This window comes from Kitasatospora sp. NPDC048545 (assembly GCF_040651155.1).
GTDB lineage: Bacteria > Actinomycetota > Actinomycetes > Streptomycetales > Streptomycetaceae > Kitasatospora.
This window is the reverse complement of sequence record NZ_JBEZIQ010000021.1, coordinates 24,345-49,223: the sequence shown is the minus strand read 5'-3', so window position 1 is coordinate 49,223 and position 24,879 is coordinate 24,345. Positions and strand designations below refer to the sequence as shown.

19 protein-coding genes are annotated in these 24,879 nt (G+C 72.6%); 14 read left to right on the top strand and 5 right to left on the bottom strand.

Translation table 11 applies throughout. The features are described from left to right. Positions 1-76 precede the first annotated feature (76 nt). From AB0D10_RS20985 to AB0D10_RS20975, 3 genes are all read left to right on the top strand, one after another. Positions 77-1,009, top strand: a complete 933-nt coding sequence (locus AB0D10_RS20985; RefSeq protein ID WP_360258344.1) for an FCD domain-containing protein — start codon at positions 77-79, stop codon at positions 1,007-1,009. Between the two features lie 472 nt (positions 1,010-1,481). Further along, positions 1,482-3,110: an RNA polymerase sigma factor gene (locus AB0D10_RS20980; protein WP_360258342.1), complete on the top strand. Its 1,629-nt coding sequence runs from the start codon at positions 1,482-1,484 to the stop codon at positions 3,108-3,110. 195 nt (positions 3,111-3,305) lie between these two features. Further along, a complete protein-coding gene (locus tag AB0D10_RS20975) occupies positions 3,306-4,202 on the top strand; it encodes a serine protease (RefSeq protein ID WP_360258339.1) in 897 nt (298 codons plus the stop codon). A 287-nt stretch (positions 4,203-4,489) separates the two neighbouring features. Here AB0D10_RS20975 and AB0D10_RS20970 read toward each other — a convergent pair whose 3' ends face one another. Further along, a complete protein-coding gene (locus AB0D10_RS20970) occupies positions 4,490-4,723 on the bottom strand; it encodes a hypothetical protein (RefSeq protein WP_360258336.1) in 234 nt (77 codons plus the stop codon). Positions 4,724-5,263: 540 nt separating this feature from the next. Here AB0D10_RS20970 and AB0D10_RS20965 point away from each other — a divergent pair. From AB0D10_RS20965 to AB0D10_RS20940, 6 genes are all read left to right on the top strand, one after another. Further along, positions 5,264-7,375 carry a DNA topoisomerase IV subunit B gene (locus AB0D10_RS20965; protein WP_360258334.1) on the top strand — a complete coding sequence of 704 codons (2,112 nt, stop codon included), beginning with the start codon at positions 5,264-5,266 and terminating at the stop codon, positions 7,373-7,375. Between the two features lie 233 nt (positions 7,376-7,608). Then, on the top strand, positions 7,609-8,094 hold the full coding sequence (locus AB0D10_RS20960; protein ID WP_360258332.1) for a DUF1453 domain-containing protein: 486 nt from the start codon (positions 7,609-7,611) through the stop codon (positions 8,092-8,094). Positions 8,095-8,161: 67 nt separating this feature from the next. Further along, positions 8,162-9,358 carry a histidine kinase gene (locus AB0D10_RS20955; RefSeq protein WP_360258330.1) on the top strand — a complete coding sequence of 399 codons (1,197 nt, stop codon included), beginning with the start codon at positions 8,162-8,164 and terminating at the stop codon, positions 9,356-9,358. Beyond that, positions 9,355-10,047, top strand: coding sequence for a response regulator transcription factor (locus tag AB0D10_RS20950; RefSeq protein ID WP_360258328.1), 693 nt, complete (start codon positions 9,355-9,357; stop codon positions 10,045-10,047). Before AB0D10_RS20955 ends, AB0D10_RS20950 begins: the two co-directional genes overlap by 4 nt. 125 nt (positions 10,048-10,172) lie before the next feature. Further along, positions 10,173-10,748: a DUF485 domain-containing protein gene (locus AB0D10_RS20945; RefSeq protein ID WP_360258326.1), complete on the top strand. Its 576-nt coding sequence runs from the start codon at positions 10,173-10,175 to the stop codon at positions 10,746-10,748. Continuing rightward, a complete protein-coding gene (locus AB0D10_RS20940) occupies positions 10,745-12,565 on the top strand; it encodes a cation acetate symporter (protein ID WP_360258324.1) in 1,821 nt (606 codons plus the stop codon). Before AB0D10_RS20945 ends, AB0D10_RS20940 begins: the two co-directional genes overlap by 4 nt. Before the next feature lie 121 nt (positions 12,566-12,686). Here AB0D10_RS20940 and AB0D10_RS20935 read toward each other — a convergent pair whose 3' ends face one another. After that, the gene (locus tag AB0D10_RS20935; RefSeq protein WP_360258322.1) at positions 12,687-13,373 is read right to left on the bottom strand and encodes a response regulator; all 687 of its coding nucleotides are present in this window, start codon (positions 13,371-13,373) and stop codon (positions 12,687-12,689) included. After that, entirely contained in the window at positions 13,373-14,980 is a 1,608-nt protein-coding gene (locus AB0D10_RS20930) for a sensor histidine kinase (RefSeq protein ID WP_360258320.1), read from the bottom strand. Before AB0D10_RS20930 ends, AB0D10_RS20935 begins: the two co-directional genes overlap by 1 nt. Positions 14,981-15,278: 298 nt before the next feature. On the opposite strand from AB0D10_RS20930, the gene AB0D10_RS20925 reads away from it, so the two are divergent. The 3 genes from AB0D10_RS20925 to AB0D10_RS20915 are packed head-to-tail and all read left to right on the top strand — an operon-like array spanning position 15,279 to position 18,062. Continuing rightward, positions 15,279-16,088 carry an ABC transporter ATP-binding protein gene (locus tag AB0D10_RS20925; RefSeq protein ID WP_360258318.1) on the top strand — a complete coding sequence of 270 codons (810 nt, stop codon included), beginning with the start codon at positions 15,279-15,281 and terminating at the stop codon, positions 16,086-16,088. Then, complete coding sequence (locus AB0D10_RS20920) at positions 16,078-16,947, top strand: ABC transporter permease (RefSeq protein WP_360258316.1); 870 nt, start codon at positions 16,078-16,080, stop codon at positions 16,945-16,947. The genes AB0D10_RS20925 and AB0D10_RS20920 overlap by 11 nt, the downstream gene beginning before the upstream one ends. A 38-nt stretch (positions 16,948-16,985) precedes the next feature. Continuing rightward, the gene (locus AB0D10_RS20915; RefSeq protein WP_360258314.1) at positions 16,986-18,062 is read left to right on the top strand and encodes an ABC transporter substrate-binding protein; all 1,077 of its coding nucleotides are present in this window, start codon (positions 16,986-16,988) and stop codon (positions 18,060-18,062) included. Positions 18,063-18,134: 72 nt separating this feature from the next. On the opposite strand, the gene AB0D10_RS20910 is transcribed toward AB0D10_RS20915, so the two are convergent. Next, a complete protein-coding gene (locus tag AB0D10_RS20910) occupies positions 18,135-19,037 on the bottom strand; it encodes a sucrase ferredoxin (RefSeq protein WP_360258312.1) in 903 nt (300 codons plus the stop codon). Positions 19,038-19,279: 242 nt separating this feature from the next. Further along, complete coding sequence (locus tag AB0D10_RS20905) at positions 19,280-21,730, bottom strand: DNA topoisomerase IV subunit A (protein WP_360258310.1); 2,451 nt, start codon at positions 21,728-21,730, stop codon at positions 19,280-19,282. A gap of 270 nt (positions 21,731-22,000) precedes the next feature. Between AB0D10_RS20905 and AB0D10_RS20900 the strand changes: the two genes are divergently transcribed. Further along, entirely contained in the window at positions 22,001-23,347 is a 1,347-nt protein-coding gene (locus tag AB0D10_RS20900; RefSeq protein ID WP_360258308.1) for a pitrilysin family protein, read from the top strand. A gap of 20 nt (positions 23,348-23,367) precedes the next feature. After that, positions 23,368-24,732: a pitrilysin family protein gene (locus AB0D10_RS20895; RefSeq protein WP_360258487.1), complete on the top strand. Its 1,365-nt coding sequence runs from the start codon at positions 23,368-23,370 to the stop codon at positions 24,730-24,732. The last annotated feature ends 147 nt before the right edge of the window (positions 24,733-24,879 follow it).

The following is a 24,879-nucleotide window of genomic DNA, read 5'->3' as shown; positions in this document are numbered from 1 at the left end:
GACCAGCAGTGGCCGAAATGAGCGGTTCTTCCTGATAAGAAGTCAATTATCCAGTCACGGTCGATCACCCTTTCGTGTGCTTTTCACGAGAATTCTCAAGCCGCGCCTGCCGATCGCCGACAAAGGAGGCGTGAGTACCCTTGCGCACCCCACCATGACCCCCGCCCGTTCCGCCGACGGGCCGATCCACGGCTCCGGCGATCCGGACCGCTTCTCGTACGCCGACCGGCCGACCCCGCCGGCGCCCCGCTGGGAGGGCGCCGAGTCCGACATCGCCCGGGTCGGCCGCAAGACCACCAGCAGCCGCGGCCGCGGTCTGCACGGCCAGCTGGTCCAGCAGCTCGGCCAGATGATCGTCTCCGGCGACCTCGGCGCCGACCGCCCGCTGGTGCCGGAGGAGATCGGCCAGCGCTTCGAGGTCTCCCGGACCGTCGTCCGCGAGTCGCTGCGCGTGCTGGAGGCCAAGGGCCTGGTCAGCGCCCGGCCGAACGTCGGCACCCGGGTCCGCCCGGTCGGCGACTGGAACCTGCTGGACCCCGACATCATCGAGTGGCGGGCCTTCGGTCCGCAGCGGGACGAGCAGCGGCGCGAGCTGTTCGAGCTCCGCTGGGCGATCGATCCGCTGGCCGCCCGGCTGGCTGCCGGCCACGGCCGGGAGGACGTCCAGCAGCGGCTGGTCGAGCTGGTCGAGATCATGGGCCACGCCGCCTCCCAGGCCGACCTGTCCACCTACACCCGGGCCGACGCCGAGTTGCACGGCCTGGTCCTGCAGATGGCCGGCAATCGGATGCTGGAGCACCTGTCCGGGATCGTCGCCTGTGCGCTGCAGGTCTCGGGCGGCCCGGCGATCTCCTGCGAGCGGCCCTCCGAGTCCTCGGTCGGCCTGCACGCCCGGCTGGTGGACGCCCTGGGGGCCGGCGACGGCGCCGCGGCCGAGGTCGCGATGCGGGCGCTGCTCACCGTCCACCCCGAGATCGAGCCGTCCGTCCCCGCGCCCCGAGAGCACTGAGCGGGCTGTTCCGACGAGCGGAGGCGCCGGGTCCGGCGGTCCGCTCCGCCAGGGCCCTCCGGCCGCACCGCGCGGCGCAGCCGGAGGGCCTCCGCATGCGGACGGTCCTCCGGGGCCCGGGGCGGTCGGCCCCGACAGTCATCGCGGCCATGACAAAACACTTCGGCGAGTGTGCGCGATGATGGAACCCGGCCCGGTGGCCGCGGGCGCCGTGTGGTGTGACCCGCGACACGAAGGCCATGCGTAACACTTGACGAGTAGCAGCGATGTCTCCTGAGCGGGAGCAGCTGCGGAATACTCCAACATGTCAGAATGCTGTGTTGGTCCGCGGCGCTGCTGCCGTCCTGCAAACCCAGTCCTCAAGCCCGAGTCGGTCGGAATCGACACCGCGCGTCAGGCGCGCGATCTCCTTCCCCGCCCGCTCGGGCGGCCGGTACGGGTTCGAGTCCACTCATCGTCCGAGAGGTTGTTCGTGTCGGCCAGCACATCCCGTTCACTTCCCCCCGAGATCGCCGAGTCCGCGGCTCTGCTGGCGCTCATCGAGCGGGGCAAGGCCCAGGGGCAGATCGCCGGTGACGACGTGCGCCAGGCGTTCGAGGCGGACCAGATCCCGGTCACCAAGTGGAAGAACGTCATGCGCAGCCTCAACCAGGTGTTGATTGAGGAGGGGGTGGACCTCATGGTCAGCGCGGCCGAACCGGCCGGCGCCAAGCGCAAGAGCGTTGCTGCCAAGAGCCCCACCAAGCGCACCGCCACCAAGGCTGTCACCACCCGGACCCCGTCGGCCCCGACCAAGCCGCCCGTGCGGATCGCCCCCGGCGCTCCCGTCGCGGCTCCGGCCGTCGCCGCCGCCGCGGCCCCGGCCCCCACCGTCTCCGCCGACATCACCGCCGAGACGACCTCCGTCGTCACCGGGGTGAAGGCTGTCGCGGCGAAGAAGGCCGCCCCGGCGAAGAAGGCCGCGGCCAAGAAGGCCGCCGCGCCGGCCAAGAAGACCGCTGCCAAGAAGACCGCCGCCACGAAGTCCGGCAAGGGCGACGAGGAGCTGCTCGGCGAGGAGGAGATCCTCGAGGAGACCGCGCTGCCGGGCGACAAGGCCGAGGCCGAGGGCCCGGAGGAGGAGTCGGAGGGCTTCGTCCTCTCCGACGACGACGAGGACGACGCGCCGGCCCAGCAGGTCGCCGTCGCCGGTGCCACCGCCGACCCGGTCAAGGACTACCTGAAGCAGATCGGCAAGGTCCCGCTGCTCAACGCCGAGCAGGAGGTCGAGCTCGCCAAGCGCATCGAGGCCGGCCTGTTCGCGGAGGACAAGCTCTCGGCCGCCGACAAGCTGGCCCCGAAGCTCAAGCGCGAGCTGGAGATCATCGCCGAGGACGGCCGCCGGGCCAAGAACCACCTGCTGGAGGCCAACCTCCGCCTGGTGGTCTCGCTGGCCAAGCGCTACACCGGCCGCGGCATGCTCTTCCTGGACCTGATCCAGGAGGGCAACCTGGGTCTGATCCGTGCGGTCGAGAAGTTCGACTACACCAAGGGCTACAAGTTCTCGACCTACGCCACCTGGTGGATCCGTCAGGCGATCACCCGCGCCATGGCCGACCAGGCCCGCACCATCCGCATCCCGGTGCACATGGTCGAGGTCATCAACAAGCTGGCCCGCGTCCAGCGCCAGATGCTCCAGGACCTGGGCCGCGAGCCCACCCCGGAGGAGCTGGCCAAGGAACTCGACATGACCCCCGAGAAGGTCATCGAGGTCCAGAAGTACGGCCGTGAGCCGATCTCGCTGCACACCCCGCTGGGCGAGGACGGCGACAGCGAGTTCGGTGACCTGATCGAGGACTCCGAGGCGGTCGTCCCGGCCGACGCGGTCTCCTTCACCCTGCTCCAGGAGCAGCTGCACTCGGTGCTGGACACCCTCTCCGAGCGCGAGGCCGGCGTGGTCTCGATGCGCTTCGGCCTCACCGACGGCCAGCCGAAGACGCTCGACGAGATCGGCAAGGTGTACGGGGTCACCCGTGAGCGCATCCGCCAGATCGAGTCGAAGACCATGTCGAAGCTGCGCCACCCGTCGCGTTCCCAGGTGCTGCGCGACTACCTGGACTGATCGGCGGCGATCGTCGAAGCGAAGGCCCGGAGCCGTACGGCTCCGGGCCTTCGCGGCTGTCCGGGCCCGTGTGCGTCAGCGTCCGGGTGGTGGTTGTCGCTCGTCCGGGTGGCGGCACGACGGTTGCCGATCGCCCAACGTAGTCGATCACCTACGCTGTGCCGGTTGCCTGCTGCCGAGCCTTCTGGAGTCACGGTGCCGACCGAGCCGGACCGCACTGACCTGCCGACCCCCGTCCAGTCCGTGGTGGACCCGGCCGCCGCCCGGGTGGGCCGCCGTCGCCGGGTGGCCGCGCTGGCGCTGCTCGCCGCCGCGCCGGTCCCGCTGGTCTCCCTCGGATCGGCCGCGCCGGCCGAGGCGCAGCGCCGGGTGGTCGGCGGCAACGCCGCGAGCACCGCCGACCACCCGTGGATCGTGGCACTGGCCAGCCGCCAGCAGTTCGGCAGCGGGCGCTCGGGCCAGTTCTGCGGGGGTGCGCTGGTCAGCCCGACCAAGGTGGTCACGGCCGCGCACTGCTTCTTCGAAGAGGCCAAGGGTCGGGTGGACCGGCCGGGCCTCAAGGTGATCGTCGGCCGGGACGACATGCGCGGCACGTCCGGCCGGGAGGTGGCGGTGCGGTCGGTATGGATCCACCCCGACTACTCCTTCGCCGCCAACATGAACGACGTCGCGGTGCTCACCCTCGGCGAGTCCCAGGGTTCCCGGCCGGTGGTCGAGCTGGTCGGCCAGGGTGAGGCGGCGCCCTACGAGGCCGGGACCACGGCGCAGGTGTACGGCTGGGGCGACACCACCGGGCGGGGCGACTACTCGCCGGTGCTGCGCGGGGTGGACGTGGCGATGGTCCCGGACGAGACCTGTGCCCACGCCTACCCGGGCGGGCCGGATGGCAAGTTCGACGCCCGCGGCATGGTCTGCGCGGGCGAGGAGAAGGGTGGCAAGGACGCCTGTCAGGGCGACAGCGGTGGCCCGCTCGTCGTGGGCGGGCGGCTGGTGGGCCTGGTGTCCTGGGGGACGGGCTGTGCGGAGGCGGCCCACCCGGGGGTCTACACGCGGCTGTCCACGGTCGTGGACGCGGTGCACTCGGTGCTGTGAGCGGTCAGGAGCGGCCGGCAGTGGGCGCGTTCCTCGCGGTGAGTGATGTGGCGATCACGTTATGACGTCACGTCGGGTCGTCCGGGCCGGGGTGGGTGAACGAGGGGCAACCGTCCGGAGAACAGCCCGGAGGGCAGTCCGGAGGGCAGTTCCGAGAACGACCGGAGGACAGCCGGAGAACGGCAGAGCCGGGCGATCGACCCCTCGGGGTCGGTCGCCCGGCTCACCGGTCGCGCGCAGTGCGCGGCCGGACACAGCTCGACGTCGGCTGTCGGTGGCGCCAGGAATCAGCGCTCGTCGTCGTCGTCGGCCGTGGCCGTGGTGCTGGTGAGACGGCCGCTCTCGTCCTGTATCTCCACGGCGATCTTCTTGAGCTCGGGCTCGAACTTCCGGCCGTGGTGGGCGCAGAAGAGCAGCTCTCCGCCGCTGGCGAGTACGACGCGCAGGTAGGCCTGGGCGCCGCAGCGGTCGCAGCGGTCAGCCGCGGTGAGCGGGCTCGCAGGTGTCAGAACAGTAGTCACGTCGCCTCTTCTCTAGCTCGACGAGCTGTCGTACCAGGGTCAACATCCAACCAGGCCGAAAACGTTCCCGCTCGTGGCTTTTCTTCTCTGAGGATTCTGCTGTCGTTGATGAGGACGTGCCCCGGGTGCCGGTGGTTCATGCGTGCCGAAATCCCGGGATCCGCCCGTCGCTCGAACGTCCGATCGGGATCGGGTTCGAGGTCCGCGTAGCATAATCCTCTGCCGGGTTGGAGCATAAGCCCCGTCCCGGGCCCCGGTAGCCTGCATAACGGCAGTTCCCGAGCCTGTGCCGGGCCCCACGGACCGCCAGGACCGGTGGTACCGGGAGGAGATGGCGCCCCCGGGGCCAACGCCCGGACGCGGTCCTTGTTCGCGCAGCGCGTACAAGCTGCGCGGGGCCGGGCCGGCGTGCTGCGTACCCGGCGGAGGGGTGTGGGCACGCAGAGCGACGAATGTCGGTGCGGCGTGCTGCACTGGCGTTTGGTCCGGATCCGTCCGGATGTGACCGATGAGACAGAACTTCACCGAGGAGAGTGCCGCGTGAGTGCCGAAACGACCGTGCCGTCCGCGCTGCTGGCCGGCGACGACGGTTCCAACTACACCGCGCGGCACCTGCTCGTCCTGGAGGGGCTGGAGGCCGTCCGCAAGCGCCCCGGCATGTACATCGGCTCGACCGACAGCCGCGGCCTGATGCACTGCCTCTGGGAGATCATCGACAACTCCGTCGACGAGGCGCTCGGCGGCTACTGCGACCGCATCGACGTCGTGCTGCACCCCGACTCCTCGGTCGAGGTCCGCGACAACGGCCGCGGCATCCCGGTCGACGTCGAGCCCAAGACCGGGCTCTCCGGCGTCGAGGTCGTGATGACCAAGCTGCACGCGGGCGGCAAGTTCGGCGGCGGCTCCTACGCGGCCTCCGGTGGTCTGCACGGCGTCGGCGCCTCCGTCGTCAACGCGCTCTCCGCCCGGCTGGACGTCGAGGTCGACCGCGGCGGCCACACCCACGCGATCAGCTTCCGCCGCGGCACCCCCGGCATCTTCACCGAGACCAGTCCGGACGCGCCCTTCGAGCCGGCCAACGGGCTGACCAAGGCCCGCAAGGTGCCCAAGACCCGCACCGGCACCCGGATCCGCTACTGGGCCGACCGGCAGATCTTCCTCAAGGACGCCAAGCTCTCCCTGGAGACGCTGCACAGCCGCGCCCGGCAGACGGCCTTCCTCGTGCCCGGCCTGACCATCGTCGTGCGTGACGAGCGACTCACCGAGAGCGAGCAGGTCGACGAGTCGGTCTTCCGCTACGACGGCGGCATCGCCGAGTTCTGCGAGTTCCTGGCCCCCGACAAGCCAGTCTGCGACGTGCTGCGGCTGCGCGGCGAGGGCGCCTTCAAGGAGACCGTGCCGGTTCTGGACGAGCTCGGCCACATGACCCCCACCGAGGTCACCCGCACCCTCGGCGTGGACATCGCGCTGCGCTGGGGCGCCGGTTATGACACCACCCTGCGCTCCTTCGTCAACATCATCGCCACCCCCAAGGGCGGCACCCACGTCACCGGCTTCGAGCGCTCGCTGGCCAAGACCGTCAACGAGGCGCTGCGGGCGGGCAAGCTGCTGCGCGTCGCCGAGGACGACGTCACCAAGGACGACGCCACCGAGGGCCTCACCGCGGTGGTCACCGTCCGGCTCGCCGAGCCGCAGTTCGAGGGCCAGACCAAGGAGGTGCTCGGCACCTCGGCGGCCAACCGGATCGTCGCCGCCGTCGTCGCCAAGGAGCTCAAGGCCTTCCTCACCTCGGCCAAGAAGGACGAGAAGCTCCAGGCCCGGGCCGTGCTGGAGAAGGTCGTAGCGGCTGCCCGTACCCGGGTCGCCGCCCGCCAGCACAAGGAGGCCCAGCGCCGCAAGACCGCGCTGGAGACCAGCTCGCTGCCCGCCAAGCTGGCCGACTGCCGCAGCGACGACGTCGAGCGCAGCGAACTGTTCATCGTCGAGGGCGACTCCGCGCTCGGCACCGCCAAGCTGGCCCGCAACTCCGAGTTCCAAGCGCTGCTGCCGATCCGCGGCAAGATCCTCAACGTGCAGAAGGCCTCGGTGAGCGACATGCTCAAGAACGCCGAGTGCGCCGCGATCATCCAGGTGATAGGGGCCGGTTCGGGCCGCACCTTCGACATCGACCAGGCCCGCTACGGCCGCGTCATCTTCATGGCCGACGCCGACGTCGACGGCTCGCACATCCGCACCCTGCTGCTCACCCTCTTCCACCGCTACATGCGGCCGATGGTCGAGCAGGGCCGGGTCTTCGCCGCCGTCCCGCCGCTGCACCGGATCGAGCTCACCAACCCCAAGCGCGGCCAGGAGAAGTACCACTACACCTACTCCGACGCCGAACTACGCTCCACCCTGCTGGAGTTCCAGCGCAAGGGGCAGCGCTGGAAGGACCCGGTGCAGCGTTACAAGGGTCTCGGCGAGATGGACGCCGACCAGCTGGCCGAGACCACCATGGACCCGCGCCACCGCACGCTGCGCCGGATCAACCTGGGCGACCTGGAGCAGGCCGAGCGGATCTTCGACCTGTTGATGGGCAACGACGTCGCCCCGCGCAAGGAGTTCATCGTGGACTCGGCGGCGACCCTGGACCGCTCGCGCATCGACGCCTGACGCACCCCGTCCGGCCGGGCCCTCCACCCACGGGTGGAGGGCCCGGCCGGTTCCGTTCCACCCGAGGTCCACCCCGGCTCCGATCAGCGGGAACGGCCCGGTCCGTAGCGTCGGAGGGGTCAGCAGAAACCCTTCCGTCGGGACGGAGAAGCTCCCATGAACGAGCGCAACGAGCGGGTCGTCGAGAGGCGCGTGCGGGCGGGCGCCCCTGCCGAGTGCGGCGAGGTGACGGCATGAACGCCTTCACCGACGTCCTCGTGGTCGCCGCCGTGGTGGTCCTGGTGGTCCAGCGCCAGATGCGCGTCCAACGCCTGGACTCCGAGCGCCGGTTCTGGCTGCTGCCGCTGATCCTGGGCGTGCTCGCGCTGCGGGACCCGCAGATCATCGACCACCACCACACCGGGCTCTCGGCGGCCCTGCTGGCCGCCGGGCTGCTGACGGTACTCGCGATGGGCTCCGTCTGGGGCTGGACCGTCCGGCTCTGGCGGGACACCGACGGCTCCGTCCTGGCCAAGGGCACCAAGGCCACCATGGCCGCCTGGGGTGGGATGATCGCCGTCCGGATCGGCCTGTACGGGATCGGATCGGCGCTGCACGTCCACCAGTCCGGCAGCGCGCTGATGCTCGGCATGGCGGTCATGCTGCTGGTCCGCTCGCTCGTGGTGAACTGGAGGGCCCGGATGCTGGAGCCCGCGGAGCGGACCGCCGTAGCGCGGTGACCCGTCGGCGCGTCGACCGTGACCGCCGGTACACCGCAGTGATCCCGCAGGTGGGCCCCGAGCCGCCGTGAGCACCGAGGAGGCACCCGTGGCCGGGTGGTACTGGACCCGCTGGCCGTCCCGCGAGGGGCTGGAACGCGAGGCGGAGAGCCGACCGCGGCGGACCCTGACGGTGCTCGGCCGGGTCGTGATGCTGACCGCCGTGTGCTGGGGGACCTTCTCCGGGGGCAGGTACGCCGGCTGGTCGCTGGTGGCCGCGGTGGTCGGGCTGGCCGCCTCCGTCGTCATCGGCGCCGGTTTCCTGCGCGCCTCCCGGGAGCAGCGCCCGGCGCCCGCGTTCGCCTTCGCCGCCACCCTGTTCGCGGCCGGCTGGCTGGCCCACCGGGGGCAGGCCCCCACGCTCGGCGACGTCCTGTGGTGCGGGCTGGCCGTGCTCTCGCTGGTCCGGCTGCCGCTCGCCCCCGCCGTGGTCGTCGCGGGGGCCGCGATGGGTTCGTACGCGGCGGTCAACCCGGCGGACTGGTTGGGCGTCGGCGCCACCGTGGTCGGGATCGGTCTGCTCGGCTACCTGCTGCGGCTGGACGTCGAGGCGCGCGGCACCGCGCGCCGGCTACTCGAACAGGAGCGGGCCGCCCGGGCCGCCGAGGCGGAGAGCGCGGCGCTCGCCGAACGGGCCCGGATCGCCCGGGAGATCCACGACGTGCTCGCCCACAGCCTGTCCGCGCAGCTCGTCCACCTGGAGGCGGCCCGGCTGATGCTGGAGCGCGACACCGACCGCGAGCAGATCCGCGAACGGGTCGTCGCCGCACGGCGGATGGCGCAGGACGGCCTGGCCGAGACCCGGCAGGCGCTGTCCGCGCTGCGCGGCGAGTTCACCCCGGTCGGGGACTTCCTGGTCGAGCTGACCGGCCGGGAGCGGGCCGCCCTCGCCGTCGTCGGCACCCCGCGCCCGCTCGCCGCCGAGTGCGCCCTCGCGGTGCGGCGCACCGCGCAGGAGGCGCTGACCAATGTGCGCAAGCACGCGCCCGGTACCCGCTGCTCCGTCGAACTGCGCTACCTGGAGGGGGCGGTGGAGCTGGAGGTGCGCAACACCCGCCCACCGCGTGGCCAGTTGGCGGACGGGCCGTCGCCGGCGGAGCTGGCCGGCAGCGGCAGCGGGTACGGTCTGCTGGGGATGCGCGAACGCGCGGAACTGCTCGACGGCACGCTGACGGCGGGCCCGGAGGACGGAGGGTGGCGCGTGCTGCTGCGGGTGCCGGCATGACGGCGGCGGTCACCAGGGTGCTGGTGGCGGACGACCAGACGGTGGTGCGCGAGGGCATCGTGATGCTGCTGGGGCTGCTGCCCGGCATCGAGGTGGTCGGTGCGGCGGGCGACGGGGAGGAGGCCGTCGCCCTGGTGGAGCGGCATCACCCGGACGTGGTGCTGATGGACCTGCGGATGCCGCGCTGCGACGGCGTCGAGGCGACCCGGCGGATCCGGGCGGCCCACCCGGAGACCGAGGTCGTGGTCCTCACCACCTACGCCGACGACGACTCGCTGTTCCCGGCGTTGCAGGCGGGGGCCCGCGGGTACCTCACCAAGGACGCCGGTGGCGAGGAGATCGCCCGGGCCATCGCTGACGTCCGCGCGGGCGCGGCCGGACTCTCCCCGCAGGTCCAACTCCGTTTGCTGGAGAGGCTTTCGGAGCGGCCGGACCGGGTCGTGCCGTCGGTCGAACGACGTGCCGCCCGGCCGGGGGAGCTGCCCGACGGGCTGACCGCCCGGGAGGCGGAGGTGCTGGCACTGATCGCGGAGGGCCTCTCCAACGCCGAGATCGCCCAGCGGTTGTTCGTCAGCCAGGCCACGGTGAAGACGCACATCAACAACCTGTTCGCCAAGACCGCGGTGCGGGACCGGGCACAGGCGGTCGCGTACGCGTTCCGACACGGAATCACCGGTACGCAGCAGTAGTCAGATGAGCGCCTGTCTGATGATCGATCACCTCATCGAGTGAACGTATCTGCGATGGTCCGAGAGGCTGTCCGGCGGCCGCCATCATGGTTCGGGTCAGAACGTCCGGCCGTTCAGGAGCAGCAGTGCCACAACAGCAGACGAGCAGTCCCGGGCAGGGACAGCGATTCGACTGGTGGGCCGCTCCGGCCGCCGCCACCTCCTCCGGCGCCGCGGTCGGTGAACCCCCGGACGCCCCGCCGGGCGTCCGCTCGGACCTCCCGTCCGAACCCGCTGCGCCGCACCGCCGCACGGCCGTACCGGCGCAGCCCTCCCCGGCCCGTACGGCCTCCACCGTCGCGGAGCAGCCGGCCCCGACCGGGCCCGCGGCCGTCCCGGAGGCCACCGACAGCACCGAGGTCTACCGGGCCGTCCAGGCCGGAGCGGCCTTCCAGGACATCCGCCGCAGCTACCGGTCGTTCGCCTTCCCGGTCACCGGCGCCTTCCTCGGCTGGTACCTGATGTACGTCGCCGCCCAGGCCGCCGCCCCGGACCTGATGCGCACCCGGGTGGCCGGTCCGCTCAACGTCGCCTGGCTGCTCGGCCTGCTGCAGTTCGCCTCCACCTTCCTGCTCACCTGGCTCTACGCCCGCAACGCCCGGACCAAGCGCGACCGCGCCGCCCTGGGCCTGCGCTGGGACACCCAGGACCAACTGCGATGACGAGCGTGATGACCACCCTGATGCCCGGCGCGGTGAAGAACACGGTGACGACCGTGCTGACGACCGCCACCCCGCCCCCCGTCGCCCCCACCGGTGACCACCACTCGCTCGCGATCGCGCTGTTCGCCGTCGTCGTCCTGGTCACCCTGGGCATCACCCTGTGGGTCGGCCGCCAGGGCAACGCCGCCGAGGACTTCTACGCCGGCGGCCGCGACTTCACCCCGCTGCAGAACGGCTTCGCGCTCTCCGGCGACTACCTCTCCGCAGCCTCCTTCCTCGGTGTCGCCGGGCTGATCGCCCTGTATGGCTACGACGGGGTGATGTACAGCATCGGCTTCCTGGTCGCCTGGCTGGTCGTGCTGATGCTGGTTGCCGAACTCGTCCGCAACGCCGGCCGGTACACCCTCGCCGACGTGCTCGCGCTGCGACTGCGCCGCCGCAAGGTGCGGGCCGCGGCCGGCGGCGCCAGCGTCGTCGTCACCCTGCTCTACCTGGTCGCCCAGATGGTCGGCGCCGGCTCGCTGGTCGCCCTGCTGCTCGGCACCGGCAGTCCGCACGCCCGGACCTGGACGATCATCGCGGTCGGCGCCCTGATGATCGTCTACGTCACGATCGGCGGGATGCGGGCCACCACCTGGATCCAGATCGTCAAGGCCTTCCTGCTCACCGCAGGTTCGGTGCTGCTCACCGTGCTGCTGGTGGTCCGCTTCCACGGCGACCTCGGCGAGCTGATGCGCCAGGCGGCGCAGCACAGCGGCGCCGGGCACCGCTACCTGGAACCGGGCCTGAAGTACGGCCACGGCTTCACCAGCCGGCTGGACTTCTTCAGCCTGGGCCTCGCCCTGGTGCTCGGCACCGCCGGCCTGCCGCACATCCTGTCCCGCTTCTACACCGTGCCCACCGCGCGGGCCGCGCGCCGTTCCACGATGTGGGCGATCGGCTTGGTCGGCGGCTTCTACCTGATGGCCATCGTGCTCGGCCTCGGCGCCACCGCGCTGGTCGGCTCAGCCGAGGTGCGGCACGCCAACTCGGCGGGGAACACCGCCGTGCCGCTGCTCGCCCTGGTCCTCGGCGGCGGAAACGGCAGCACCGGAGGGGTGGTGCTGTTCGCGCTGATCTCGGCGATCGCCTTCGCCACCATCCTCGCCGTGGTCGCCGGGCTGACCCTGGCCTCCTCGGCGGCCTTCGCCCACGACATCTGGGCCGGGGCCTGGCGCAACCGGCCGCGGCGGGGACGCGGACGGGCACTGCGCGACCGGGCAGCGGGCGGCCGGGGTCGCCGCCGTCGGACCGAAGCCGTCCCGGCGTCCCGGTCGGAGGAGGGCGTCACGGCCTCCCGGGCGGCCGAGGACCCCGAGCCCGGGGCCGGCGAGCAGCAGGAGGTGGTCGTGGCCCGGTTCGCGGCGGGCGGGATCGGCGCGGCGGCGATCGTGATCAGCCTCTACGCCCAGCAGCTGAACGTGGCCTTCCTGGTCGGCCTGGCCTTCGCCGTCGCCGCCTCCTCCAACCTGCCCGTCCTGCTGTACAGCCTGTTCTGGTCGCGGTTCACCGCCCGCGGCGCGGTCTGGTCGGTGTACGGCGGGCTGGTCCCGGCGATCGTGCTGGTGTTCTTCTCCCCGGTGGTCTCCGGCACCAAGGTGGCGCTGTTCCCCGGCGTCGACTTCCACTGGTTCCCGTTGGAGAACCCCGGCATCGTCTCCATCCCGCTCGGCTTCCTGGCGGGCTGGATCGGGACGGTCACCTCGTCCGAGCCGGCCGACGCCGACCGCTTCGCCGAGCTGGAGGTCCGTGCCCTCACCGGTGCGGGCGCGGCCTGAGCCGTCGCGCCCGGGGAACCCGGCGGCCCTGGGGCCGCCGGGTTCGCCGTGTCCGCGCCGTCCTCGGCCAGGGCCCGTCCCCGAGCCCGCGTCCACAGGGCCGGCGGTTCGAAGACGGGCCCTACGCCCGCGCCGCGAGCCCGTAGCGGTGTTCCGGCCGGCCGGTGTCGCCGTAGCGCAGGGTCAGCCGCAGCCGGCTGTCCCGCTCCAGCTGCTTGAGATAGCGCTGCGCCGTGGAGCGGCTCAGCCCGGTGGCGTCCGCGACCTCCTGGGCGGACAGCGGCCGGCCCGCCCGGCGCAGCACGCCCATCACCAGGTCGGTGGTCGGCGCCGAGTGGCCCTTGGGCAGCGTCCCGGCCGGGGCGGCGGCGCTGCGCAGCGTCGCGAACAGCCGGTCCACCTCGTCCTGGCCGGCCTCCCGGGCCGGTGCGGCCAGCGCGTGCCGCAGCTGCGCGTACGCCGTCAGCTTGTCCCGCAGCCCGGCGAAGGTGAACGGCTTGACCAGGTACTGCAGCGCGCCGTGCTGCATCGCGGCGTGCACCGTCGACACGTCCCGGGCGGCGGTCACCATCATCACGTCGCAGGCCACCTGGCGTTCCCGCAGCCGGCGCACCAGGGCCAGCCCGGTCTCGTCGGGCAGGTGGTGGTCGAGCAGCAGCAGGTCCACCGGTCGGCGCTCCAGCGCGGCCAGCGCCTCCCCGGCCGAGTGCGCGGTGCCGGTGACCCGGAAGCCCGGCACCCTGGCCACGTACGCGGCGTGCACGTCGGCGACCCGGAAGTCGTCGTCCACCACGAGTACGTCGATCATCACGCCTCCACGAGCCGGTCGGTGAGCAGGGCCTCGGGCAGTTCGACCGTGAACCGGGCGCCGCCCACCGGCCCGGTGTCGAGCACGATCCGGCCGCCGGTCCGCTCGACCAGCCGCCGCACCATCGCCAGCCCCAGCCCGCGCGGGCGGTGCGCGGGTGCGTCCTTGCTGGTCCACCCCTCCTCGAAGACCTGTTCGCGCAGTTCCTCCGGCACGCCGGGGCCGCTGTCCGCGACCTGCAGCAGCAGGGTGGAGCCGGCCGCCGCCAGGCTCACCTCCACCCGGCCGCCCCCGTCCGGCGCCACCGCGTCCACCGCGTTGTCGACCAGGTTTCCGAGCACCGTCACGAGCGCCCGCGCGTCCACCACCGCGTCCGGCAGGTGCGCCGCCGGAGCCAGCACCAGCCGGACCCCGCGCTCGACGGCGACCGCCGTCTTGCCCGCCAGCAGCGCCGCGACGTGCGGGTCCTGCACCTGCTCGGCGATCCGGGCGGCGACCACGGCGTGCGAGCCGGACTGCTCCGAGATGAACGCCACCGCCTGTTCGTGGCGGCCCAGCTCCAGCAGACCCAGCAGGGTGTGCATTCGGTTGGCGTGTTCGTGGTCCTGGGCGCGCAGGGCCTCGGTCAGGCTGCGGGTGGTGTCCAGCTCGCGGACCAGCGACTCCAGCTCGGTGCGGTCGCGCAGCGTGACCACCGCCCCGCCGGCGGGCCCGCCCGGGGCGGTCGCCATCCGGTTCACCACGAGCACCCGGTCGTCCCGGACGGCCGGCAGGTCGGCGCCGGTGATCCGCCCGGTCAGCACGTCGGCAAGCCGGCCCGGCGGCAGCACGTCGGCGATCGGGCGGCCGGTGCAGCCCTCGGGCAGGCCGAGCAGCCGGACCGCCTCGTCGTTGGCCAGCCGGATCCGGTCGTGCTCGTCCAGCGCGACCATGCCCTCGCGGATGCCGTGCAGCATCGCCTCCCGCTCGACCAGCAGCGCGGAGATGTCGGCCAGCGCGATGTTGTGGGTGCGGCGCTTGAGCCGGCGGGCCAGGGCCAGCGTGGCGACCGTACCGGCGGCCAGGCCGGCGCCCGCGCACAGCAGGATGCCGGTGAGCATCCCCAGCAGCCGGCGGCGGATCGAGTCGTCGCTGATGCCCACCGACACCTCGCCGACGATCCGGCCGTCCGACATCCGCAGCGGCACCTTGCCGCGCGCGGTGCGGCCCAGCGTGCCCTGCTGGATCGCGGTGACGCTGCGGCCGCCCAGCGCCGGCTCCGGGTCGGTGCTGACCCGCTGGCCGATCCGGCCCGGGTCGGTGTGCGAGAGCCGGATCCCGTCCAGGTCGGTGACCACCACGAAGCTGGCGCCGGTGGCCAGGCGGATCTGCTCGGCGTTGCGCTGCGCGGTCACCACGTCGCGGGTGTCGGCGGCCCGGGCGATCGCCTCGTCGGTGGCGGTGGCCTGGGCGATCGACAGCGCGCGCTGCATCGCGTCGTGGTCCAGCTCGCTGCTGACGGGGGCCAGGAACAGCCCGGCGGTCACCGCGGTGACACCGACGGTGACGACGGTCTGGCTCAGCAGCAGCTGTGCGAAGACCCGGCGGGGCCAGTGGGGGAGCTTCATCCGGGCCTCCTCTCGGCGGCTTCGGGCGGTTCTGCGGGGGTGGGGGGCGTCCGCGAGGGGCGGGGTGGTTCCGAGGGGGATGGTTCCGAGCGGGGGGTAGGGCGTTCCGCGGGGGTGGGGGTCGGGACACCCTACGTTTCCGGCGTGTTTCTGTCAGCCGCGCCCCCGCAGTTGTAGCGGAAGCAAAACGAGCAGAACACCCCTCAACGCGGAGAACCCGCAGTACGCGGAGAAGGCTCCCGCCGGGGCCGGGGCCGCTCCTACCTTTCCGGGGCAAGCACTGACCCGGGAGGAACGAATGAGCAAGACCCCGGCGATCGAGCTGACCGGCGCCACCAAACGGTTCCGCACCCCGTCCGGGGCGCTGCACACCGCCGTCCGTGATCTCGATCTGACCGTCGCCCAGGGCGAGTTCGTCGCCGTCGTCGGGCCCACCGGCTGCGGCAAGTCGACCACGCTGACACTGGTCAGCGGCCTGGAGGAGCCCACCGAGGGCGAGGTCCGGGTGGACGGCGAGCTCGTCACCGGGATCGACTCGAAGGTCGGGTTCGTCTTCCAGCAGGACGCCGTCTTCCCCTGGCGCACCGTCCTGTCCAACGTGATGGCCGGCCCGCGCTTCCGCGGCGTGCCCGCCGCCGAGGCCAGGGAGCGGGCCCGGGACTGGCTGGGCCGGGTCGGCCTCGCCGCCTTCGAGGACCGCTACCCGCACCAGCTGTCCGGCGGCATGCGCAAGCGCGTCGCGCTCGCCCAGACCTTCGTCAACGACCCGACGATCCTGCTGATGGACGAGCCGTTCTCGGCACTGGACGTGCAGACCCGCGCCCTCATGTCGGACCAGCTGCTGGAGCTGTGGGCCGGGACGGGCTCGTCGGTCGTCTTCGTCACCCACGACCTGGACGAGGCCATCGCGCTCGCCGACCGGGTCGTCGTCATGACCGCCGGACCGGCCACCGTCAAGGAGGTCTTCACCGTCGACCTGCCACGACCGCGCACCGTGGAGGCCGTCCGGCTGGAACCCAGGTTCGTCGAGCTGTACCGCGAGATCTGGGCTTCGCTCGGCGAAGAGGTGCGCATCACCCGGGAGAGAGGAGCGGGTCGTGCCGCTTGAGTCCGTATCCGCCGTCGCCGGGAAGCCCCCGGTCGTCACCACGAGGACCGAGGCCCGTGAACGGGCCGCCCGCAACCGGAAGTTGGGCGTCTACGGCGCCCGGGTCGCGGTCCTGGTCGCCTTCCTCGGGCTGTGGGAGGTCTGCGCCCGGACGAACGTCGTCGACCCGTTCAACTTCTCGCAGCCGTCGAAGATCTGGGACCAGATCTGGCAGTGGATCACCCACGGCACCGCCCAGGGCTCGCTCGGCGAGCAGATCGGCTACACCCTCTACGAGGCCCTCACCGGCTGGGTGATCGGTGTCACCGGTGGTGTGCTGCTGGGCATCGCGCTCGGCCGGATCCGCTTCCTGGCCGACGTGTTCGGGCCGTACATCAAGGTGCTCAACGCCATCCCGCGCATCGTGCTCGCACCGATCTTCCTGATCTGGTTCGGCCTCGGCCCGGCCTCCAAGGTCGCCTCCGCCGTGGTGCTGGTGTTCTTCCCGGTGTTCTTCAACGCCTTCCAGGGCGCCCGCGAGGTGGATCGCAACCTCGTCGCCAACGCCCGCATCCTGGGCGCCGACAACCGCAGGGTCACCCTCCAGGTGGTCATTCCCGCCGCCACCACCTGGATCTTCACCAGCCTGCACGTCAGCTTCGGCTTCGCGCTGATCGGCGCCATCGTCGGCGAGTACATCGGCGCCACCAAGGGCCTCGGCCTGCTGGTCGCGGCCGCCCAGGGCACCTTCAACGCGGCCGGCGTGTACGCCGCCATGACCATCCTCGCCGTCGTCGCGCTGCTCACCGAGGGCCTGCTGACCTTCGCCGAGAAGAAGCTGTTCCGCTGGAAGCCCGCCGACGCGGGCGACGGCCGCTGACACCCCTGCCTGAGAAGAAGAGAGAGGCACCCCCACCCATGCGCCCGAACTCCACTGGCAGAGCCGCTGCCGCCGCCCTCGCCGCCGCCCTGCTCGTCCCGCTCTCCGCCTGCGCCAACGACGCCGCCACCGCCGGGCACGGGGCGGTCGCCGCCCCGGCCGGGCAGCAGGTCGACGGACCCAAGGTCAAGATCATGGTCGGCGGCCTGGACAAGGTCATCTACCTGCCCGCGATGCTCGCCCAGCGGCTCGGCGCCTTCGCCGAGGCCGGCGTCAACGTCGAGCTGATGACCGAGCCGGCCGGCGTCAACGCCACCACCGCCCTGCTCGCCGGGGACGTCCAGGGCGCCGTCGGCTTCTACGACCACACCATCGACCTGCAGGCCAAGGGCAAGAACGTCGAGTCCGTGGTGCAGTTCGCCCAGGCGCCCGGGGAGGTCGAGGTGGTTTCCACCAAGCAGGCCGACACCGTCAGGTCCGGCGCCGACTTCAAGGGCAAGAAGCTCGGCGTCACCAGCCTCGGCTCCTCCACCGACTTCCTCACCAAGTACCTCGCGGTCAAGAACGGCACCGCCGTCAGCGAGTTCAGCCCGATCGCGGTCGGCGCCGGCCAGACCTTCATCGCCGCGCTCCAGCAGGGCAGCATCGACGCCGGGATGACCACGGACCCCACCGTCGCCACCATCCTGGACAAGGGCCTCGGCAAGGTCCTCTACGACATGCGCACCCCCGAGGGCTCGCGCCAGGCGCTCGGCGGGCTGTACCCGTCGTCCTCGCTGTACATGAACGCCGACTGGGTGGAGAAGAACAAGGACACCACCCAGAAGCTCGCCAACGCCTTCGTGAAGACCCTCAAGTGGATGTCCACCCACACCCCCGAGGAGATCGCCGCGAAGATGCCCGCCGACTACGCGCAGGGCGGCGCCGAGCAGTACGCGGCGGCGATCAAGGCGACGCTGCCCATGTTCACCACGGACGGCGTGATGCCCGCCGACGGGCCGAAGACGGTGCTCGCGGTGCTCGCGGCGTTCCACCCGGACGTCAAGGGCAAGGAGGGGTCGATCGACCTGTCCAGGACGTACACCACCGAGTTCGTCGGCAAGGCCACCGGCTGAGCCCGCCCCCGTGCCGCCGCGGTCCCGCGCTCACCCCCACGGGCGCGGGGCCGCCGCCGTCCGGACCCCCGCTCAGATCCCGCGCACCGACAGCACGTCCATGCGCGACGGCGTCCCCGCCGCCTTGCCGCAGCTCTCCGGACGCGGCGGCTCGCTCGCCGACTCGATCACGTCCACCTCCCAGGCCCGGCCGTCCCGGTGCAGCACCGTCACCAGCCAGCGGCCCCCGCCGTCCGGCCGCTGGGTGAGCGTCAGCGCGTCCACCCCGGTCTCGCCGGTCGCCAGCCGCACCGCGTGCTCCGCCGCCTGACCCGGACGCTCCCAGCCCGAGCAGCCCCGCGACCACTCCGGCACCACGTGCCCGGCCGCCGTCGCCGCCAGCACCTCCTTGGCGCTCTCCGCCGTCAGCCGCCCGTACGCGTAGCCGTGCGGCAGCACCAGCATCGTGGGGGAGAAGCGGTGCCCGCCCAGGTGGGTCACCTCCCACACCTCGCTGTGCCCGGCCGCCGCGAGCTCCGCCGCGAGCGGCCGGCCCAGCAGTGCGCAGCAGCGGTCCCGCCGCCCGTTGGTGCACACCAGCGCCACCGGGCCGCCGACGTGCTCCGCACCGAAGCCCGTGTGGTCGCCGGCACCCAGCGCCGCGAAGTCCAGGCCCAGCAGCTCCGCCGGGTCCGCCACCTGCGTCCGGCGCACCCAGCCGCGGCCCGGCACCGTGTGCGCCACGACCACCTCGTGCCGTGCCGTCGGCAGGCAGTCCGCGTGCCGACCCGGCCGCCGGACCAGCGCCACCCGCACACCCGTCCCGGCCGCGGCCTCCTCCAGGGCCCGCCCGACCGCCGGGTCCAGGTGGCTCTCGCGCAGCGCCTTCGCACCCCACGGCCCGTTCTGCTCCACCAGCAGCCAGGTGCTCGCCACCGCCGCTGTCGCGGCCAGCGGTTCCGAAAGTTCACGCGACAGCGTCGCACAGGTGCTCACCCGGGCAAGGCTACCCTCACCTGCCGGAGCGGTCGCCGAGCCCGGGACGGCCGGGACCGGTGCGGGGGAGGCCCGGGACCGGCCCCAGGGGAGGCCCGGGACCGGGGCGGGGGAGGCCCCGTCGTGGCGGAGCCCGTGACGGCGCGGGTCCGGGAACGGCGGAGGGAGGGACGCCCGGGAACGCCCCTCCCTCCGCCGCGGCCGGCCGTTGTGCCGGGCCGGCGATCACGTCGACCCGGCCGTTACGCCGGGCCGGCGACCACGTCGACCCGGGCGGTGACCGGCGTGCCGGACCCGTCGCGGCGCGGGTCACGGTCGGGCAGGTCGACCGGGACGCCCTTGGCGGTGGCGGCGCGGGCCGGCGCGGCACCCGCCCAGGCGAAGGCCAGGGCGTCCTCGCCGCGCAGGAAGCGCTGGCAGCGGACGCCGCCGGTGGCGCGGCCCTTGCGCGGGTACTGCTCGAACGGGGTGACCTTCCAGGTCGTCTGCTCGCCGTCGGACAGCGTGCCGGAGGCCGTCGCGACCGAGACCACCACGGCGTCGGCGGCCGGGTCCACCGCCGTGAACGACAGCACCCGCGCCCCGTCGGAGAGCTTGATGCCGGCCATGCCACCGGCCGGACGGCCCTGCGGGCGGACCTGGCCCGCCGGGTAGCGCAGCAGCTGCGCGTCGGAGGCGATGAAGACCAGGTCCTCCTCACCGGTGCGCAGTTCGACCGCGCCGACCAGCTCGTCACCCTCCTTGAGGGCGATCACCTCGAACTCGTCCTTGTTCGCCGGCCACTCCGGCACCACCCGCTTCACCACGCCCTGCAGCGTGCCCAGCGCCAGCCCCGGCGAGGACTCGTCCAGCGTGGTCAGGGCCAGCGCCCGCTCCCCGGTCTCCAGGCGCAGGAACTCGCCCACCGCGGCCCCGCCCGCCAGGTTCGGAGACGGGGTCGGCGGCATCGCGGGCAGGTCGATCACCGGCAGCCGCAGCACCCGGCCCGCGGACGTCACCACGCCCACGTCGGCGCGCGCCGTCGCGTGCACCGCCGACACGATCACGTCGTGCTTCGACCGCTTCTCGGACAGTTCGAACGGCTCGCCGTCCGCCGTCCGTGCCAGCAGGCCGGTCGAGGACAGCAGCACCCGGCACGGGTCGTCCGCGACCTCCAGCGGCACCGCCAGCGCCGCCGACGGCGCCGCCCCCGCCTCCAGCAGGACCGTCCGCCGCTCCGTGCCGAACTGCTTCGCCACCGCGCCCAGTTCGGTCGACACCACGCTGCGCAGCTTGGTGTCCGACTCCAGGATCTCGGTCAGGTCCGCGATCTCCGAGTTGAGCTTCGCCTTCTCCTGCTCCAGCTCCACCCGGTCGAAGCGGGTGAGCCGGCGCAGCGGGGTGTCCAGGATGTACGCGGTCTGCGTGTCCGACAGCGAGAAGCGCTCCATCAGGCGCTCCTTCGCCTGCTGCGCGTTGTCACTCGACCGGATGATCGCGATGACCTCGTCGATGTCGAGCAGCGCCACCAGCAGGCCTTCGACCAGGTGCAGCCGCTCCTGGCGCTTGCGGCGGCGGAAGTCGCTGCGCCGGCGCACCACGGTGAAGCGGTGGTCGACGTAGACCTCCAGCAGCTCCTTCAGGCCCAGCGTCAGCGGCTGCCCGTCCACCAGCGCCACGTTGTTGATGCCGAAGGTCTCCTCCATCGGCGTCAGCTTGTAGAGCTGTTCGAGCAGCGCCTCCGGCACGAAGCCGTTCTTGACCTCGATCACCAGCCGCAGCCCGTGCTCGCGGTCGGTCAGGTCCTTGACGTCCGCGATGCCCTGCAGCTTCTTCGCGTTGACCAGGTCCTTGATCTTCGAGATGACCTTCTCCGGGCCGACGTTGTACGGCAGCTCGGTGACCACGATGCCCTTGCGACGGGCCGTCACCGCCTCCACCGTGCACGTCGCCCGGATCTTGAACGTGCCGCGGCCGGACTCGTAGGCGTCCCGGATCCCGGACAGGCCCACGATCCGCCCGCCGGTCGGCAGGTCCGGACCGGGGACGAACCGCATCAGCGTGTCCAGGTCCGCGGTCGGGTGCTTGATCAGGTGCCGGGCCGCCGCCACCACCTCGGACAGGTTGTGCGGCGGCATGTTGGTCGCCATGCCCACCGCGATGCCCGTCGCGCCGTTCACCAGCAGGTTCGGGAACGCGGCCGGCAGCGCCAGCGGCTCCTGCTCGCTGCCGTCGTAGTTCGGGCCGAAGTCGACGGTGTCCTCGTGGATCGACTCCACCATCGCCATCGACGCCGCGGTGAGCCGCGACTCGGTGTAGCGCATCGCGGCCGGCGGGTCGTCGTTGCCCAGCGAACCGAAGTTGCCGTGCCCGTCGATCAGCGGCAGCCGCATCGAGAACGGCTGGGCCATGCGCACCACGGAGTCGTAGATCGACGCGTCACCGTGCGGGTGCAGCCGGCCCATCACCTCGCCCACCAGGCGTGCGCACTTGACGTGCGCGCGCTCCGGGCGCAGGCCCATCTCGTTGGCCTGGTACAGGATCCGGCGGTGCACCGGCTTCAGACCGTCCCGCGCGTCGGGCAGCGCACGCGAGTAGATCACCGAGTAGGCGTACTCCAGGAAGGAGCCCTGCATCTCGTCCACGACGTCGACGTCGAGGATCCGCTCCTCGAAGTCTCCGGGCGGCGGGGTCTGCGAACTGCGGCGGGCCATCGCGGCGGGGCTCCCTTACGTGTCGCTGGCTGTGTCTCGGTGGGGCGGCGGTCGGTGCCGCCCCGCGCCGGACCCGTCAACCCGGCGTGGTCGACAGGGCGCGGCGCCCCCATTGTGGACCCTCGCGCGGACACTCCCGGTCAGCGGCCCTCTTCCGCCCCTGGCGAACGACCCCGTCCGCGCGGACACGAACACGGCTCCCGCACGTTGCACCACAATGGGGGACGCCACACGAACCCCCGACATCGACGACGGGAAGGACCCGAGCGCATGGCCAACCCGGCCCCCGCCTCCAGCCGAGGCATCGCCATCACCGAGCACCGCCTGGCCAACGGGCTGCGCGTCGTCCTCTCCGAGGACCACCTCACCCCGGTCGCCGCCGTCTGCCTCTGGTACGACGTGGGCTCCCGCCACGAGGTCAAGGGCCGCACCGGCCTCGCCCACCTCTTCGAGCACCTGATGTTCCAGGGCTCCGCCAACGTCTCCAACAACGGGCACTTCGAACTGGTCCAGGGTGCCGGCGGCTCGCTCAACGGCACCACCAGCTTCGAGCGCACCAACTACTTCGAGACCATGCCCGCCCACCAGCTGGAGCTCGCCCTCTGGTTGGAGGCCGACCGGATGGGCTCGCTGCTCGCCGCGCTCGACGAGACGTCCATGGAGAACCAGCGCGACGTCGTCAAGAACGAGCGCCGCCAGCGCTACGACAACGTCCCGTACGGCACCGCCTTCGAGAAGCTCACCGCGCTCTCCTACCCCGACGGCCACCCGTACCACCACACGCCCATCGGCTCCATGGCCGACCTCGACGCGGCCACGCTGGAGGACGCCCGGACGTTCTTCCGCACCTACTACGCGCCCAACAACGCCGTCCTGTCCGTCGTCGGCGACATCGACCCCGAGCAGACCGTCGCCTGGGTCGAGAAGTACTTCGGCTCCATCCCCGCCCACGACGGCAAGCAGCCCCCGCGCTCCGGCGAACTCCCGGACACCATCGGCCGCGAGATCCGCGAGGAGGTCCACGAGGACGTCCCCTCCCGCGCCCTGATGGCCGCCTACCGCCTCCCGCACGACGGCACCCGTGAGGCCGACGCGGCCGACCTCGCCCTCACCGTCCTCGGCAGCGGCGAGTCCAGCCGCCTCTACAACCGGCTCGTCCGCCGCGACCGCACCGCCGTCGCCGCCGGCTTCGGCCTGCTGCGCCTGGCCGGCGCCCCCAGCCTCGGCTGGCTCGACGTCAAGACCTCCGGCGACGCCACCCTCGCGCAGATCGACGCGGCCGTCGACGAGGAACTCGCCCGCTTCGCCGCCGAGGGCCCCACGCCCGAGGAACTGGAGCGCGCCCAGGCCCAGATCGAGCGCGAGTGGCTGGACCGGCTCACCACCGTCGCCGGCCGCGCCGACGAACTCTGCCGCTACGCCGTCCTGTTCGGCGACCCCAAGCTGCTCAACGACGCCCTCCCCAAGGTCCTCGACGTCACCGCCGAGGAGGTCCGGGCCGTCGCCGCGGCCCGGCTCCACCCCGACAACCGGGCCGTCCTCGCCTACGAGCCGACCGCCGCCGACACCGACGCCGACTCCGACGCCGCTTCCGAAGAGGAGGGTGCCGCCGTATGAGCACCGACTACGTCCCCGCCATGACCTTCCACCCGCAGCCCCAGCCCGGCACCCCCGGCCCGTGGGCCTTCCCCGCTCCGGAGCGGGCCGCCCTCGGCAACGGCATCACCGTCCTGCACTGCCACCGGCCCGGCCAGCAGCTGGTCGCCGTCGAGGTCCTCCTCGACGTCCCGCTCGCCGCCGAGCCAGACGGCCTCGACGGCATCGCCGCGATCCTCGCCCGCGCCCTCAACGAGGGCACCGACACCCTCAGCGCCGAGGAGTTCGCCGGCGAGCTGGAGCGGGCCGGTGCCACTCTGGACGCGCACGCCGACCACCCGTGCATCCGGGTCTCCCTGGAGGTGCCCGCCTCCCGCCTGCAGCGCGGCCTGTCCCTGCTCGCCGACGCCCTGCGCGCGCCCGCGTTGCCCGAGGCCGAGATCGAGCGCCTGGTCGCCAACCGCCTGGACGAGATCGTCCACGAGCAGGCCAACCCCGCCCGGCGCGCCGCCAAGGCCCTCTACGCCCAGCTCTTCGACGCCGCCGACCGGCTCTCCCGGCCCCGCGCCGGCACCTCCGACACCGTCAAGTCGATCGACCGTGCCGCCGTCAAGGCCTTCTACGACGCCCACGTGCGCCCGGCGACCAGCACCGTCGTCGTAGTCGGCGACCTCACCGGCGTCGACCTGCCCGCCCTCCTGGAGGGCACCCTCGGCACCTGGACCGGCCCGGCCGCCGAGGCCTCCGTCCACGCCCCGGTCGCCGGTGACGACCACGGCCGTGTCGTCATCGTGGACCGCCCCGGGTCCGTCCAGACCCAGTTGCTGATCGGCCGGATCGGCCCCGACCGCCACGACCCGGTCTGGGCCGCGCAGACCCTCGGCACCTACTGCCTGGGCGGCACCCTCACGTCCCGACTGGACCGCGTCCTGCGCGAGGAGAAGGGCTACACCTACGGCGTCCGGGCCTTCGTCCAGCCGCTGCGCTCCGCCGCCGACGGCAGCGGGCGCTCGCTGATCGCCATCAGCGGCTCGGTGGACACCGCCTCCACCGCCCCGGCGCTCGCCGACACCTGGACCATCCTGCGCACCCTCGCCGCCGAGGGCCTCACCGACGCCGAGCGCGACGAGGCCGTGCAGTTCCTGGTCGGCGTGGCGCCCCTCAAGTACGAGACCGCGGGCTCGGTGGCCGGCACCCTGGCCGACCAGGTCGAGCAGTACCTGGCGGACGACTACCAGGCCGAGATCTACCGGCAGCTCGCCGACCTGCCGACCGCCGCCGCCACCGAGGCGGTCGTCGCGGCCTTCCCGCCGGACCGTCTGGTCACCGTCCTGGTCGGCGACGCGGCCGTGATCGCCGAGGACGTGCGGGCGCTCGGCATCGGCGAGGTCACCGTCGTCGGCTGACGGCCCCGGACCCTGTCGCACCGGCCCGGTGGAGCACCCGCTCCGCCGGGCCGGACGCGTTCCTAAATCCGTTGCGGGCCCAACCCGTTCCATGGATAGATGTTCCCCGACGCACAGCACGTGCGAACGCGGATCGGGACGAACGAA

Excerpts from the sequence above, each read along its gene's own strand:
- AB0D10_RS20960 (WP_360258332.1), top strand. The coding sequence starts at position 7,609 with ATGAACGCCTTCACCGACGTCCTCGTGGTCGCCGCCGTGGTGGTCCTG.
- AB0D10_RS20950 (WP_360258328.1), top strand. The coding sequence starts at position 9,355 with ATGACGGCGGCGGTCACCAGGGTGCTGGTGGCGGACGACCAGACGGTG.
- AB0D10_RS20940 (WP_360258324.1), top strand. The coding sequence starts at position 10,745 with ATGACGAGCGTGATGACCACCCTGATGCCCGGCGCGGTGAAGAACACG.
- AB0D10_RS20935 (WP_360258322.1), bottom strand. The coding sequence starts at position 13,373 with ATGATCGACGTACTCGTGGTGGACGACGACTTCCGGGTCGCCGACGTG.
- AB0D10_RS20930 (WP_360258320.1), bottom strand. The coding sequence starts at position 14,980 with ATGAAGCTCCCCCACTGGCCCCGCCGGGTCTTCGCACAGCTGCTGCTG.
- AB0D10_RS20925 (WP_360258318.1), top strand. The coding sequence starts at position 15,279 with ATGAGCAAGACCCCGGCGATCGAGCTGACCGGCGCCACCAAACGGTTC.
- AB0D10_RS20915 (WP_360258314.1), top strand. The coding sequence starts at position 16,986 with ATGCGCCCGAACTCCACTGGCAGAGCCGCTGCCGCCGCCCTCGCCGCC.
- AB0D10_RS20905 (WP_360258310.1), bottom strand. The coding sequence starts at position 21,730 with ATGGCCCGCCGCAGTTCGCAGACCCCGCCGCCCGGAGACTTCGAGGAG.
- AB0D10_RS20900 (WP_360258308.1), top strand. The coding sequence starts at position 22,001 with ATGGCCAACCCGGCCCCCGCCTCCAGCCGAGGCATCGCCATCACCGAG.
- AB0D10_RS20895 (WP_360258487.1), top strand. The coding sequence starts at position 23,368 with ATGACCTTCCACCCGCAGCCCCAGCCCGGCACCCCCGGCCCGTGGGCC.